The sequence below is a fragment of the Blastococcus sp. DSM 46786 genome (assembly GCF_900109665.1).
In the GTDB taxonomy this organism is placed as follows: Bacteria; Actinomycetota; Actinomycetes; order Mycobacteriales; family Geodermatophilaceae; genus Blastococcus; species Blastococcus carthaginiensis.
Genome location: NZ_FOAO01000013.1, coordinates 67,244 through 81,075, shown reverse-complemented (window position 1 = coordinate 81,075; position 13,832 = coordinate 67,244). Strand labels below are relative to the sequence as shown.

Sequence of the window (13,832 nt, the reverse complement as noted above, 5' to 3'; positions counted from 1 at the left end):
GGAACCACGCCGAACTCAGTGTGGGCCGAGACTAGCCGACCCGCCTCAGGGGCTGACCACCGGAGACGTCCGGGCGGGTCGCAGCGGGAGGGCCCACGGTGCCGGGATGTTGGGGCGGCCTGCGCCGACCCCCGCCGCGGGCGCCGGCGCCCACCCGCCGCGGCACGCCCGCCGTCCCGGCCGCCGGCGCGGACGGGACGGTTAGAGTCGGTGCCGTGTTCTCCCGGCTGCTGACCCCGAAGTGGGTGCTCCTGCACCTGCTCGTGGCGGCCTTGTTCGTCGCCACGTTCTTCCTCGGCCACTGGCAGCTGTCGAAGGCCGAGGCCGGCGGCGGCGCGGTGAACTGGAGCTACGCCCTGCAGTGGCCGCTCTACGGCTTCATGGGCCTGTGGTTCTACGTCCGGATGGTGCGCGTCGAGCTGCACCGCTCCCCCGACGACGACCAGCCGGGCAACGCGGTGGTGCTGTACCAGCGGCCGCGGATCGACGCCAGCGGCGACCCGGAGCTCGCCGCCTACAACGCCTACCTCGCCGAGCTCAACGAGCGGGCCCTGGGACAACGGAGCACTGATGGCCGCTGAACGGACCGCGACCCCCACCGGCCGGGGCGACGACCGCAGCGTGGGCGCCGCCCTGCAGCGGTACCGGGCCATGGCACTGGTCGTCGGTGTGCTGCTCGTCGCGCTGTTCTTCGTCGCCGTCCCGCTCGAGTACATCTGGCACGTCCCGGAGCCGGCCACCGTGCTCGGCACCGCGCACGGCTTCCTGTACGGCCTGTTCCTGCTGGCGACGGTCGACCTCGCGCTGCGCGCCCGGTGGACGCTCCAGGGCACCGTCCTGACGCTGGTCGCCGGCACCGTCCCGGTGCTCTCCTTCTACGCCGAGCGGAAGGCGACCGCGAAGACCCGCGCCGGCGAGCGCGTCTGACCTCCCTGGCCCCACCCCCCGACCCCCGGAGTCCCCCGCCCCATGTGTGGCCTGCTCGCCTACTTCTCGACCGACGCCCCACGCGTGACCGACGGCGTCGTGTCCGACGTCCGCGACGCGCTGCACTGCCTGCGGCACCGCGGCCCGGACGAGAACGAGGTCTGGCACGACGACCGCGTCGTCTACGGCTTCAACCGGCTGGCCTTCATCGACATCGAGCACAGCCACCAGCCGATGCCCTACGCCGACGGCCGCTACCGGATCGTCTTCAACGGTGAGATCTACAACTACGTCGAGCTGCGCCAGGAGCTCGCGGCGGCCGGTGCGACCTTCGCCACCGAGGGCGACACCGAGGCGATCGTCGCCGGCTACCACCTGTGGGGCGAGGAGATCGTCGACCGGCTGCGGGGCATGTTCGCCTTCGTCATCTGGGACAGCGAGACCCGCACCGTGTTCGGCGCCCGGGACCCCTTCGGGATCAAGCCGCTGTTCACCACCCGCCTGGCCGACGGCGCGATCGCCTTCTCCTCCGAGAAGAAGGCGCTGCTGGAGATGCTGGGCGGCAGCACGGCGGCCGGCGGCGTCGACCCGGCCTCGCTGCAGCACTACCTGACCCTGCAGTACGTGCCGGAGCCGGCGACGCTGCACCGGGGCATCCGGCGCATCGAGAGCGGCACCCGCTTCCGCGTCGTCGACGGCGAGCTGTCCACCGAGCGCTACTTCCACCCCTCCTTCCCGATCCGGCCGGTGGCGAAGGACGAGCAGCAGGCGCTCTACGACCGGATCGCCGAGGTGCTGGACGACTCCGTGCGGGTGCACATGCGGGCCGACGTCACCGTCGGCTCCTTCCTCTCCGGTGGCATCGATTCCACGGCCATCGCGGCGCTCGCCAAGCGCTACAACCCCGACCTCCGGACCTTCACCGTCGGCTTCGAGCGGCACGGCTTCTCCGAGATCGACGTCGCCGCCGAGTCCGCGGCCGCGATCGGGGTCGAGCACATCACCAAGGTCGTCACGCCCGAGGAGTTCGCGGAGTCGATCCCGCTGGTCGTCTGGTACCTCGACGACCCGGTCGCCGACCCGGCGCTCGTGCCGCTGTACTTCGTGGCCCGCGAGGCGCGCAAGCACGTCAAGGTGGTGCTCTCCGGCGAGGGCGCCGACGAGCTGTTCGGCGGCTACAACATCTACCGGGAGCCGCTGTCCCTCGCCGCCTTCGACAAGCTGCCCGGAGGCATCCGGCGCGCTCTCGGCACGCTGTCCACCAAGCTGCCCGACGGAATGCGCGGCAAGGACCTGCTGCGGCGCGGCTCGATCCCGCTGGAGCAGCGCTACTACGGCAACGCGCGCATCTTCCGGGACGAGGAGCTGACCTTCCTCGAGAAGCGCGACCCGGACCTGTCGCACGTCGCCGTCACCCGCGAGCTGTACGAGCGCACCCGCGCGGCCGGCTACGACGACGTGACGGCGATGCAATACGTGGACCTTTTCACCTGGCTCCGCGGCGACATCCTCGTCAAGGCCGACAAGATGACGATGGCCAACTCGCTGGAGCTGCGCGTCCCGTTCCTCGACCCGGAGGTCTTCCGGGTGGCCTCGACCATCCCGGTCGGCCAGCGGGTCACCAAGGAGACGACGAAGCACGCCCTGCGGCGCGCTCTCGAGCGGGTCGTGCCGCCGCACGTGCTGAACCGCCGCAAGCTCGGCTTCCCGGTCCCCACGCGCCACTGGCTGGCCGAGGACCTCCACGACTGGGCCCGGCAGATCATCGAGGACAGCGGGACCGAGGAGTGGCTGGACAAGCAGCAGGTCCTCGCCATGCTCACCGCGCACCGGCAGAACCAGCGGGCCGGCTCACCCGTCGACCACTCCCGCAAGTTGTGGACGCTGCTGGTCTTCATGGTCTGGCACGGGATCTTCGTGGAGCAGCGGATCACCCCCGACGTCCCGGAGACGGTCTACCCCGTACGGCTCTGACTCGCGATCCCCCGGATCGCACCGCGGCCAGGTGCCGTCCCCCAGGGCCGCGGAGCCGTTTCGTCACTCCTCACGGAGACCCTCCGGGCCATGACACCGCGATCCTCCGGATCGCACCGCGGCCAGGTGCCGTTCCCCTGGTCCGCGGAGCCGTTTCGTCACGCCTACGCGGACCCTCCGGGCCCACTCGGCGCGACCGGGCAGCAGACGATGCAAAGACGACGAGGCCCGGTTCCCCCACGGGGAACCGGGCCTCGTCGGCTGGGACTCAGTTGAAGGAGTCACCACACGCGCAGGAACCCTGCGCGTTGGGGTTGTCGATCGTGAAGCCCTGCTTCTCGATGCTGTCGACGAAGTCGATGACTGCGCCACCGAGGTACGGGCCGCTCATCCGGTCCACGATGACCTCGACGCCACCGAAGTCGTAGGTCTGGTCACCGTCGAGGAACCGCTCGTCGAAGAAGAGCTGGTACCGCAGGCCGGAGCAACCACCGGGCTGGACGGCGATGCGCAGCCGCAGGTCGTCCCGACCCTCCTGGTCCAGCAGAGCCTTGACCTTGGCGGCCGCGGGGTCGCTGAGCACGACGCCGGTGGCCGCGGTGTCCTGCACCGTCATATTCCTGTCCTCTCCCTCCGAGGTGTCCGCGCGCACGCGTTCCGTGACGGACCAACGCCGCCGGAACGGCTCCTCTTCCCGTGCGTCCACTGTACGGCTCCCCGCGCGAGGTCCGTGGCCTCGTTGCTCACACACGTAGACTTCCTGGCCGTGAAGCTCCGCCTGCCCGGCCGCCGTGACCCCGCCGAGACGACCACCGCCTCCAGCGAGGACGGCGAGCTGACCGCGCAGCTGGTCAAGTCCGGCGGCAAGGGCCGGCCGACGCCGCGGCGGAACGAGGCGCAGGGCCGGCGTCAGGGCCCTCCCCCGCCGCCGCCGACCACGCGCAAGGAGGCCTACAAGCGCATGCGCGAGCAGCAGGCGCTGCGCCGCGCGGATGCGCGTCAGGGCATCTCGCGCGGTGATGCCGACTACCTTCCCGCCCGCGACCGCGGGCCGGAGCGCAAGCTCGTGCGCGACCTCGTCGACAGCCGCCGCAACGTCGGCAGCTTCTTCCTCGCCATCGCCGCCCTGGCCCTGATCGGCACGTTCGTGCCCAGCATGGCGGTGAAGAGCTACACGAGCTTCCTGCTCCTCGGCTTCTTCCTGCTGCTGATCATGGATTCGGTACTGCTGGGGCGGAAGATCAAGAGCACCGTCCGCGCGCGGTTCCCCGACGGGAAGCACAAGATGAAGGGCCTGGTCTGGTACGGCATCAGCCGCTCGACCATGATCCGCCGGTGGCGGTTCCCGAAGCCGGAGGTCCCGCTGGGCGCCGACGTCTGACCGGGGCGCCGGCAGCGATCGCGGGAGCGGCACGTGCGCGTCACCCTGCTCGGCACCGGCGCCGCCGACGGCTGGCCGAACCCCTGGTGCACCTGCGGCTCCTGCACCGAGTCACGCAGCCGGGGTGAGCTCCGCCGGCCGACGTCGGCACTCGTCGACGGCACGCTGCTGCTCGACCTCGCCCCGGCCCCGCCCCCGGACGGCATCTCCCTCGCCGGCGTGCGCACCGTCCTGGTCACCCACGACCACGCCGACCACTGCGCACCGCTCACGCTGCTCGCCCGGCAGTGGGTGCGCCGCGCCGAGCCGCTCACGGTCATCGGCCCCTCTCCCGTCCTGACGACGCTGCGCCCCTGGCTCGGCCCGGACGACCCGGTCGAGCTGGTCGCGGTGGAACCCGGCAGGACGCTGCACCGCGCGGGCTACCGGATCCAGGCGCTGGCCGCCGAGCACGAGGTGCCGACGGTGCTCTACGACGTCACCGGGCCCGACGGCGCCCGGCTCCTCTACGCCACCGACACCGGGCCGCTGCCCGCCGGCACCGTCGCGGCGACCCGCGGCGCCGCGTACGACGTCGTGCTGTTGGAGGAGACGTTCGGCGACGTCCTGGACCACGGCACCGGCCACCTGGACCTGCGCACCTTCCCCGACCAGCTGGCGCGGCTGCGCGCCGCCGGGGCGGTCACCGGCGACACCGACGTCGTCGCCGTCCACCTGGGGCACCACAACCCGCCGGCCGCGGTGCTGGCCGAGCGCCTGGCCGGGCTCGGTGCGCGGCTGGTCGCCGACGGCGCCACCGTGGAGGCCCGGGCCGGGCGGGCGGCGCTCCGCACGGGCGCCTAACGTCGCGCTCCGTGGAATTCAGACGCCTCGGCCGCTCCGGCCTGACCATCTCCGAGATCGCGTACGGCAACTGGCTGACCCACGGCGGCCAGGTGGAGGAGGATGCCGCGCACGCCTGCGTCCGCGCCGCCCTCGACGCCGGCATCACCACGTTCGACACCGCCGACGTCTACGCCGGCACCCGCGCCGAGACCGTGCTCGGCGCCGCGCTCGCGGGTCACCGCCGCGAGTCGATCGAGCTGTTCACGAAGGTCTACTGGCCCACCGGACCGGGCCGGAACGACCGCGGACTGGGCCGCAAGCACGTCATCGAGAGCTGCCACGCCTCGTTGCGCCGGCTGCAGACCGACTACGTCGACCTGTACCAGGCCCACCGCTACGACCCCACGGTGCCGCTCGAGGAGACGATGACCGCCTTCGCGGACCTCGTCCGGGCGGGCAAGGCCCTCTACATCGGCGTCTCGGAGTGGAACGCCGAGCAGATCGCGTCCGGCGCTGCGCTGGCCCGCGAGCTCGGCATCCAGCTGATCAGCAACCAGCCGCAGTACTCGATGCTGTGGCGGGTCATCGAGGCCGAGGTCGTGCCCACGTCGGAGCAGGAAGGGCTGTCCCAGATCGTCTGGTCGCCGCTGGCCCAGGGCATCCTGACCGGCAAGTACCGGCCGGGCGAGCAGCCGCCGGCCGACAGCCGGGCCGGCCACCCCGAGGCCGGCCGGTCGATGCAGGGCTTCATGACCGACGACATCCTCGCCCGGGTGCAGCAACTGCGGCCGATCGCCGGTGACCTCGGCCTCTCGATGGCGCAGCTCGCCGTGGCCTGGGTGCTGCAGAACGGCAACGTCGCCGCGGCGATCATCGGTGCGACCCGCCCCGAGCAGGTGCACGACGACGTCGCCGCCGCCGGCGTCCGCCTGGACGACGACGTGCTCACACGGATCGACGCGATCCTCGGGGACGTCGTCGAGCGCGATCCCTCGAAGACCGCCCGCGGGTGAGCGTCCCGCCACCTGACCCTCGACCTCGAGTAGAGGGTCAGGTGGCGGCGAGCCCCATGGGCCCGTAGGCCTTCTGGTCGCCGTCGAACAGGGTCACCGTGGCGACGCCACGGTCGAGCAGCTCCCGCCAGTTCTCGCCCAGCCACGACTCCGCGTCGCCCTGGTTGTCGTGCGCCGGCACCTCCACCCCCACCGCCGCGGGGTCGAGGGTGGATCCGGACGGGTCCTCGAGACGCCAGTGCCAGCTCATGCAGGCAGGTTAGTGGCGGGGTGCACAGCGGGCGCACCGTTCCCCGGCTGTGATCACGGCGCCGGTTACGGCCCGGCCGCGGGGGGCATGGACCTCCATCGACGCCGTCCACCCGGAGGACCGATGAGCACACCCCGTCCCGACACCACGGCGGGCGCGACCCGCGCAGCCGTGGGCGCCGAGCCCGAGAACGCATCCACCGGCGAGCTGATCAGCCGGCTCACCGAGCAGCTGAGCACCCTTGTCCGCGACGAGGCCCGGCTCGCCCAGGCCGAGATGACCCAGAAGGCCAAGAAGCTCGGCCTCGGCGCCGGCCTCTTCGGGGCCGCGGGCCTGGTCGCCTTCTTCGGGCTCGCCACCCTGATCACCACGGTCATCCTGGCCCTGGCGCTGGTGATGCCCGCCTGGCTCTCCGCGCTGATCGTCACCGTGGTCCTCTTCGCCATCGCGGGCGTCCTCGCCCTCGTCGGGAAGAAGGACGTCCAGCAGGGGGCACCGCCGGTGCCGACCGAGGCCATGGCCGGTGTCAAGACCGACATCGCCACCGTGAAGGAGAGTGCGCGCCGGTGACCACGCCCCAGGACGACGGCCAGGCCTCGAGCGGTCCGACCGACCCCGACGCCATCCGCGCCGAGATCGAGGAGACCCGCGACCAGCTCGGGCGCACCGTCGACGAGCTGAGCCAGCGGCTCGACGTCCCCGCCCGGGCGAAGGAGAGCGCCGCCCGCGCCAAGGACACCGCCGTGGAGACCTACCGCGAGAGCCCCCCGGCGTTCGCCGGTGCCGGCGCGGCGCTGGCCGGCCTCGTCGGCCTGGTCCTGTGGCGGCGCCGCCGCGCGCGGCGGCGGGCCAGCACCGAGGAGCTCATCGTCGGGGCGCGGGTCGGTCGCAAGCGCGAGGCGAAGCGGGCACGCAAGGAGCTGGCCGCCCGGCGGAAGGCCACCCAGAAGGCCGTCAAGGACGTGCGGAAGTCCACCGAGCGGGCCGAGAAGAAGGCCCGGCGCAGCAGGAGGAGGAAGCGTTGAGCAAGGGAGCCAAGCTCGCCTACCGGCCGATCGGCCTGACGGCGGGCATCCTGGCCGGTGCCGTGTCGGGGGCGGTCTTCAAGCAGGTGTGGAAGCGCATCAGCGGCGAGGACGACGCACCTGACGCGCTCCAGACCGAGTACCCGATGTGGGAGATCATGGTCTCCGCCGCGCTCCAGGGCGCCATCTTCGCGGCCACGAAGGCGGCCATCGACCGCCTGGGCGCGCAGGGCTTCACCAAGCTCACCGGGGCCTGGCCGGGCGACTGACGCCCGTCCGGTGGCCGGGACGCCGGTCCCGGCCACCGGTACCCCCTTCCTCAGACGACGGCCCAGCACCAGGGAGACCCCGTGACCGGCACCCGCCCCCGCGAGAGCGCCGCCGACCGCATCCGGCAGCGCGTCGAGGAGAAGGCTGCGCGCCGAGCGGCAGCGGCCCGGGCGGCGGCCGAGGGCGGGCCGGCGCGCGACCCCCACCGGCTCCCCCCGGACGCTCCCGCCCCGGAGCAGCTGCCGGGGATCGACGCCGGCTCCCCCACGCAGATCCCGGCGCGCGGCTGGAAGCAGGTGCTCAAGCGCGCGTGGGCGGAGAACAACGCCGACAACATGCCGATCATCGCCGGCGGGGTCGCGTTCTTCGGCTTCCTGGCGATCTTCCCGGCGCTGCTGGCGCTGATCTCCATCTACGGCCTCATCGCCTCCCCCGACGAGGCCGCCGCCCAGGTCGAGGAGTTCACCACCGGCCTGCCCGAGACCGCGCAGGCGCTGATCCGCGACCAGGTCACCGCCGTCACCGAGAACGCCGGAGGGGCCCTCACCCTCAGCCTGGTGCTCTCGATCCTCGCGGCGCTGTGGAGCGCCTCGGGCGGGGTGAACAACCTGGTCAAGGCGGTGAACATCGCCTACGACGAGGTCGAGACGCGCAACTTCGTCAAGCTCCGGGCGCTCTCCCTGGCCCTGACGCTCGGCGCCATCGTGTTCATCGTCCTGACCATCGGCCTGGTCGCCGTGCTGCCGATCGTCATCGACCTGCTGCCGCTGGGCTCGGTCGGCACCGTGCTCGCCGAGATCGGCCGCTGGGTGGCGCTGCTCGCCGTCGTCGCGGGCTCGCTGGCGGTGCTCTACCGCGTGGCCCCCGACCGGGATGCGCCGAGGATCCGCTGGGTCAGCCTCGGCTCGATCGTCGTCACCGTCGTCTGGGCGCTGGTCAGCCTCGGGTTCACCGTCTACGTGAACAACTTCGGCAGCTACGACAAGACCTACGGCGCGATCGCCGGTGTCATCGTGCTGATGCTGTGGCTGTACCTCACCTGCTACCTGGTCCTCCTCGGGGCGGAGATCAACTCCGAGGCCGAGCACCAGACCGGCCACGACACCACCGCCGGCGATCCCCTGCCGATGGGCGAGCGCGACGCCGTGAAGGCGGACACGCTCCCGGCCAAGGCCGAGCCCGAGAAGGGCGACAGCGACCCGACCCGGAAGAACGCGCCCTGACCGGCTCCCCGCCGCGCTGTCTCAGCGCACGTGCGAGGGGACGAAGGGCGGCCGCACGACCTCGACGGGCTCGCGGCGGCCCCGGACGTCGAGCGTCAGCGGAGCACCCTCCTCCACGCCGGCGGCGACGTCGAGCAGCGCCAGGCCGATGCCGGTCCGCAGCGTGGGCGAGAAGGTCCCGCTGGTCACCTCGCCCACCTGTGCACCGTCGCCGTCCAGGACGGCCATGCCCGGCCGGGGGATGCCGCGGCCGGACGCCCGCAGCCCCCACAGCAGGCGCACCGGCCCGGCCTCCTTCTCCGCCAGGAGCGCCTCGCGCCCCCAGAACGCCGGCTTGCGCCAGCCGACGGCCCAGCCCGCCCGGGCCTGGACGGGGCTGATCTCCCGGGAGAGCTCGTGCCCGTGCAGCGGGTAGCCCATCTCGGTGCGCAGCGTGTCGCGGGCGCCCAGTCCGCACGGCCGGATGCCCAGGTCCTGCCCGGCCTCCAGGACGGCGTCCCACATCTCGCCGGCCCGGTCGGCGCCCACCAGCAGCTCGTAGCCGTGCTCGCCGGTGTAGCCGGTGCGGCACAGCGTCACCTCGGCGCCGGCTCCCCCGGTCCCCGTCACGAACGACATGTAGCCGATCTCGCCGGGCACCCCCAGCAGCTCCAGGACCTGCAGCGACCGCGGCCCCTGCACGGCGAGGACGGCGACCTCGGTGTGCCGGTCGGCCACCTCGATGCCGGGCGGGGCCGCGTCGGCCAGCCGCGCCAGCACCTCGGCGGCGTTCGCGGCGTTGGGCACCAGCAGGACGTCGTCGGGCCCGTGCAGGTAGACGATCAGGTCGTCGACCACACCTCCGGCACCGGCCTCGCCGTCGGGCAGGCAGCACATCGTGTACTGCGCCTGCCCCGGCCCGATGCGGGAGAGGTCGTTGGTGAGGCAGGAGTCGACGAAGGCGGCCGCCCCGGCGCCCCGGACCGTCCCGGTGCCCAGGTGGGAGACGTCGAACAGGCCCACCCCGTCGCGCACCGCGGCGTGCTCGGCCAGCACGCCACCACCGGCGTACTCGATCGGCATGGACCAGCCGCTGAAGTCGGCGAGCTTGGCCCCGGCCCCGAGGTGCCGGTCGTGGAGGGGCGAGGTGCGCGAGGTCACGCGGCCACGCTAACGGGTCCCGCACCAGGTGGAAGAACCTGCTGGACCGACCCGCCCGGACGCCTGCCCCGGCGTGGCGACGTCCTGGAACGGCCCCGCTGCAGGAGCCCGGCGAAGTGCTGGAACGGCCCCGTCGCAGGGACCCGCCGCGAGCCCGGTGACGTGCTGCAACGGCCCCATCCGGAGGCTCGTCCCGAGCACGGTGAGATCCTGGAACGGCCCCGTTGCAGGGGCCCGCCGGGAGCCTGCGAGCGGTGGGGGGCAACGGGGTCCTTCTAGGATCGTCCGGTGCCGCCGACGATCTCCGCCACCGACCACCCGCTCGAGAAGCTGACCGGCGACGCCGTCGTCGTCGCCGTCGGCAAGGGGCCCGACGGCCCTCTCCCCACCCCCGGCGCGGAGGCCCTCGACCGCCTCCTCGGCGGCCGGCTCCTCCCCGCGCTGACCGACCTCGGCGCCCGCGGTGCCGAGGACGAGGTGACCCGCCTGCCGTCCTTCGGCCAGGGCCCCTTCCCGGTCGTCGCCGTCGTGGGGCTGGGCGCCCCGGAGCCGTCCGGCGGCTACCGCCCCGAGAGCCTGCGGCGCGCCGCGGGGGCCGCCAGCCGCGCGCTCCGCGGCCGCCGCTCCGTGGTCAGCCTGCTCGCCGCCGTGGGCGGCACGCCCGACGCCGAACGGCTGCACGCCGTCGGCGAGGGGTCGCTCCTGGGCGCCTACGAGTTCACCGCCTACAAGTCCCACCTGCCCGCCGACCGCCCGGCCCCGCCGAGCGAGTTCACGATCGTCGTGCCCGGCGCGGGTGCGGCCGAGACGGCGCTGCGCCGGGTGCGGGCGGTCGCCGACGCCGTCGCCCTGGTGCGCGACCTCGTCAACACCCCGCCGAACGACCTCCACCCCGCCGAGTTCGCCGCCCGCGGTGCGGCCGCCGGCGAGAAGCTCGGCCTGACCGCGGAGATCCTCGACGAGGACGCGCTCGCGGCCGGTGGCTACGGCGGCATCCTCGCGGTCGGCGGCGGCTCCACCCGCAAGCCGCGGCTGCTGCGCCTCAGCTACGCCGGCACGGGCGCGCGCAAGAAGGTCGCGCTGGTCGGCAAGGGCATCACCTTCGACAGCGGCGGCATCTCGATCAAGCCCGCCGCGAAGATGGAGGACATGAAGAGCGACATGGCCGGCGCCGCGGCCGTGATCGCCACCGTGTGCCTCGTGGCCCAGCTCGGGCTGCCGGTCGAGGTCGTCGCGACCGTGCCGATGGCCGAGAACCTGCCCAGCGGGACCGCCTACCGGCCGGCCGACGTGGTCACCTTCCGCAACGGCAAGAAGGCGGAGATCACCAACACCGACGCCGAGGGGCGCGTCGTGCTCGCCGACGCCATCGCCCGCGCGGCCGAGGACTCCCCCGACGTGCTGCTGGAGACCTCCACGCTCACCGGCGCCCAGATGGTCGCGCTCGGCGCTCGCACCGCGGGTGTGATGGGCAGCGACGACCTGCGCGACGCCGTGATCGCCGCCGCCGGGCGCAGCGGCGAGCTCATGTGGCCGATGCCGCTGCCCCCCGAGCTGCGCAAGGGGATCGACTCGACGGTCGCGGACTTCGTGAACGCCAACACCGACCGGATGGGCGGAATGCTCGTCGGCGGCCACTTCCTCGCCGAGTTCGTGCCGGCCGGGCTGCCGTGGGCGCACATCGACATCGCCGGGCCGAGCTACAACACCTCGGCGCCGTGGGGCTACACGCCCAAGGGCGGCACCGGCGTCCCCGTGCGCACCCTGCTGGCGACCATCGAGGCCCTCATCGCCGAAGCCTGAACCGATGCAGTTGTCGTCCCGAGTGGGCCCCGGAGGGGTCCGCGCAGGGACGACGAAGCGGCTCCACCGCGGCCGGGGGACGGCACCTGGCCGCGGTGCGATCCGGAGGATCGCCGTGTCAGAGCCGGTTCTGCTTCTGGCGGGCGCTCCAGTCGCGCATCCGCTGGGGGTAGCCGGTCACCTGGGCGTCGTACACCGGGATCGCCAGCTCCTTCGACAGCCGGCGGGCCACGTCGGGGCCGTCGATGCGCCGGCGGGTCCACTCGCCGTCGGCCGCCACCAGCACGATGGTCGCCTCGGTGACCGCCGTACGCGGCTCCACGAAGCCCTCGACGCCCCGGCGGCCGGCCACGAACTCCTCCAGGTGCTTCAGGTCCCCGCGCTGCGACGCGCGGTCGAGGGTGGGCCGGCCGACGCGCCCCGGAGCCCCGCGGCGGGCGCGCCACCGTCCGAACAACCCCATCCACCTTCTCCGTCCTGCCGGGGCGCGTGATCACCACGACGCTCGCGAGAGCAACGGTGGTCCGGGCCAGGTCGTTCCCGGAGTGGCAGGATGGGCAGCAGCCCCCGCCCGCTCGAGCGGGGACGCCGCCCGTCGCATTCGAGGAGCACCCGTGAGCGCACCCACCTCCCCCGCCGACCTGGTCATCCTCGGCGGTGGCTCGGGCGGATATGCCGCGGCGTTCCGCGCCTCCGAGCTCGGCTTGAACGTGGTCCTGATCGAGAAGGACAAGGTCGGCGGCACCTGCCTGCACCGCGGCTGCATCCCGACCAAGGCGCTGCTGCACGCCGGCGAGGTCGCCGACCTGGCCCGCGAGGGCGAGCAGTTCGGCGTCAAGACGTCGCTGGCCGGCATCGACATGGACGGCGTCAACAACTACAAGAACGGCGTCATCTCCAAGCTCTACAAGGGCCTGCAGGGCCTGGTGAAGGCCCGCAAGATCACCTATGTGGAGGGCGAGGGCCGGCTCACGTCGCCGACCACCGTCGAGGTCGACGGCCAGACCTACGAGGGCAAGCACGTGCTGCTCGCCACCGGCTCCTACCCCCGGTCGCTGCCGGGCCTGGAGATCGACGGCACGAAGGTCATCACCAGCGACCACGCGCTCGACCTCGACCGGGTACCCAGCTCCGCGATCATCCTGGGCGGCGGCGTCATCGGCTGCGAGTTCGCCAGCGCGTGGAAGTCCTTCGGCGTCGACGTCACGATCGTCGAGGCGCTGCCGCACCTGGTGCCGCTGGAGGACGAGGCCGCTTCGAAGCTGCTGGAGCGCGCCTTCCGCCGCCGCAAGATCGGCTTCGAGCTGGGCAGCCGCTTCTCCGGCGTGCAGAGCACCGAGAACGGCGTCAAGGTCTCCCTGGAGAACGGCAAGGAGATCGAGGCCGAGCTGCTCCTCGTCGCCGTCGGCCGCGGGCCGGTCAGCTCCGGGCTCGGCTACGAGGAGGTGGGGGTCGCCATGGAGCGCGGCTACGTCCTCGTCGACGAGTACATGCGGACCAACATCCCCACGATCTCCGCCGTGGGGGACCTGGTGCCCACCCTGCAGCTGGCCCACGTCGGTTTCGGCGAGGGCATCCTCGTCGCGGAGCGCGTCGCCGGCCTCGAGCCCGCGCCGATCGACTACGCCGGCGTTCCCCGCATCACCTACTCCGACCCCGAGGTCGCGTCGGTCGGGCTCACCGAGGAGCAGGCCAAGGAGCGCTACGGCGAGGTGAAGACCCTCACCTACGACCTGGCGGGCAACGGCCGCAGCCAGATCCTGAAGACGACGGGCGCGGTGAAGCTGGTGCAGGCGCCCGACGGGCCGGTCGTGGGCATCCACATGGTCGGCAGCCGCGTCGGTGAGCTCATCGCCGAGGCTCAGCTGATCTACAACTGGGAGGCCGAGGCCGACGACGTCGCCAGCCTCATCCACCCGCACCCGACGCAGAGCGAGGCCCTCGGCGAGGCGCACCTCGCGCTCGCCGGCAAGCCCCTGCACCTGCACGGCTGATCCCGCT

Annotated in this window: 16 protein-coding genes; 12 read left to right on the top strand and 4 right to left on the bottom strand. The window is 73.0% G+C overall.

The genetic code is table 11. The features are described 5' to 3' along the window. Positions 1 to 215 precede the first annotated feature (215 nt). From BMW62_RS13265 to asnB, 3 genes are read left to right on the top strand one after another with little or no spacing between them, the layout of a single operon-like run. Positions 216 to 581, top strand: coding sequence for a metalloprotease (locus BMW62_RS13265; RefSeq protein WP_091931332.1), 366 nt, complete (start codon positions 216 to 218; stop codon positions 579 to 581). Further along, positions 571 to 927: a DUF3817 domain-containing protein gene (locus BMW62_RS13260; protein WP_091931331.1), complete on the top strand. Its 357-nt coding sequence runs from the start codon at positions 571 to 573 to the stop codon at positions 925 to 927. The genes BMW62_RS13265 and BMW62_RS13260 overlap by 11 nt, the downstream gene beginning before the upstream one ends. 42 nt (positions 928 to 969) lie before the next feature. After that, positions 970 to 2,901: an asparagine synthase (glutamine-hydrolyzing) gene (gene asnB / locus BMW62_RS13255; RefSeq protein ID WP_091931330.1), complete on the top strand. Its 1,932-nt coding sequence runs from the start codon at positions 970 to 972 to the stop codon at positions 2,899 to 2,901. Between the two features lie 268 nt (positions 2,902 to 3,169). Here the strand turns inward: asnB and BMW62_RS13250 are convergent, their stop codons facing one another. Beyond that, positions 3,170 to 3,517, bottom strand: a complete 348-nt coding sequence (locus BMW62_RS13250) for a HesB/IscA family protein (RefSeq protein WP_091931329.1) — start codon at positions 3,515 to 3,517, stop codon at positions 3,170 to 3,172. 150 nt (positions 3,518 to 3,667) lie between these two features. Between BMW62_RS13250 and BMW62_RS13245 the strand changes: the two genes are divergently transcribed. Genes BMW62_RS13245 through BMW62_RS13235 form a run of 3 tightly spaced genes read left to right on the top strand, consistent with a single transcriptional unit; the run spans position 3,668 to position 6,120 of the window. Next, positions 3,668 to 4,282 carry a DUF3043 domain-containing protein gene (locus BMW62_RS13245; RefSeq protein WP_091931328.1) on the top strand — a complete coding sequence of 205 codons (615 nt, stop codon included), beginning with the start codon at positions 3,668 to 3,670 and terminating at the stop codon, positions 4,280 to 4,282. Between the two features lie 33 nt (positions 4,283 to 4,315). Further along, entirely contained in the window at positions 4,316 to 5,125 is an 810-nt protein-coding gene (locus BMW62_RS13240; protein WP_091931327.1) for an MBL fold metallo-hydrolase, read from the top strand. A gap of 11 nt (positions 5,126 to 5,136) precedes the next feature. Beyond that, the gene (locus BMW62_RS13235; RefSeq protein WP_091931326.1) at positions 5,137 to 6,120 is read left to right on the top strand and encodes an aldo/keto reductase family protein; all 984 of its coding nucleotides are present in this window, start codon (positions 5,137 to 5,139) and stop codon (positions 6,118 to 6,120) included. Positions 6,121 to 6,157: 37 nt separating this feature from the next. Here BMW62_RS13235 and BMW62_RS13230 read toward each other — a convergent pair whose 3' ends face one another. Beyond that, positions 6,158 to 6,370, bottom strand: a complete 213-nt coding sequence (locus tag BMW62_RS13230; protein WP_091931325.1) for a hypothetical protein — start codon at positions 6,368 to 6,370, stop codon at positions 6,158 to 6,160. A 123-nt stretch (positions 6,371 to 6,493) separates the two neighbouring features. On the opposite strand from BMW62_RS13230, the gene BMW62_RS13225 reads away from it, so the two are divergent. The 4 genes from BMW62_RS13225 (at position 6,494) to BMW62_RS13210 (ending at position 8,888) form a co-directional block, all read left to right on the top strand. After that, positions 6,494 to 6,940 (top strand): phage holin family protein, encoded by a 447-nt coding sequence (locus tag BMW62_RS13225; protein WP_091931324.1) that lies wholly within the window; start codon positions 6,494 to 6,496, stop codon positions 6,938 to 6,940. Continuing rightward, a complete protein-coding gene (locus BMW62_RS13220; protein ID WP_091931323.1) occupies positions 6,937 to 7,395 on the top strand; it encodes a DUF3618 domain-containing protein in 459 nt (152 codons plus the stop codon). The genes BMW62_RS13225 and BMW62_RS13220 overlap by 4 nt, the downstream gene beginning before the upstream one ends. Continuing rightward, positions 7,392 to 7,664 carry a DUF4235 domain-containing protein gene (locus tag BMW62_RS13215; protein WP_091931322.1) on the top strand — a complete coding sequence of 91 codons (273 nt, stop codon included), beginning with the start codon at positions 7,392 to 7,394 and terminating at the stop codon, positions 7,662 to 7,664. The genes BMW62_RS13220 and BMW62_RS13215 overlap by 4 nt, the downstream gene beginning before the upstream one ends. Positions 7,665 to 7,745: 81 nt before the next feature. Beyond that, positions 7,746 to 8,888, top strand: a complete 1,143-nt coding sequence (locus tag BMW62_RS13210; RefSeq protein ID WP_091931321.1) for a YihY/virulence factor BrkB family protein — start codon at positions 7,746 to 7,748, stop codon at positions 8,886 to 8,888. Between the two features lie 21 nt (positions 8,889 to 8,909). On the opposite strand, the gene gcvT is transcribed toward BMW62_RS13210, so the two are convergent. After that, positions 8,910 to 10,028, bottom strand: coding sequence for a glycine cleavage system aminomethyltransferase GcvT (gcvT, locus tag BMW62_RS13205; protein ID WP_091931320.1), 1,119 nt, complete (start codon positions 10,026 to 10,028; stop codon positions 8,910 to 8,912). A gap of 288 nt (positions 10,029 to 10,316) precedes the next feature. Between gcvT and BMW62_RS13200 the strand changes: the two genes are divergently transcribed. Beyond that, positions 10,317 to 11,831, top strand: a complete 1,515-nt coding sequence (locus tag BMW62_RS13200) for a leucyl aminopeptidase (protein WP_091931319.1) — start codon at positions 10,317 to 10,319, stop codon at positions 11,829 to 11,831. A gap of 118 nt (positions 11,832 to 11,949) precedes the next feature. On the opposite strand, the gene BMW62_RS13195 is transcribed toward BMW62_RS13200, so the two are convergent. Then, positions 11,950 to 12,294, bottom strand: coding sequence for an oxidoreductase (locus BMW62_RS13195; RefSeq protein ID WP_091931318.1), 345 nt, complete (start codon positions 12,292 to 12,294; stop codon positions 11,950 to 11,952). 151 nt (positions 12,295 to 12,445) lie between these two features. Here BMW62_RS13195 and lpdA point away from each other — a divergent pair, with 151 nt between their 5' ends. Next, complete coding sequence (gene lpdA, locus BMW62_RS13190; RefSeq protein ID WP_091931317.1) at positions 12,446 to 13,825, top strand: dihydrolipoyl dehydrogenase; 1,380 nt, start codon at positions 12,446 to 12,448, stop codon at positions 13,823 to 13,825. The last annotated feature ends 7 nt before the right edge of the window (positions 13,826 to 13,832 follow it).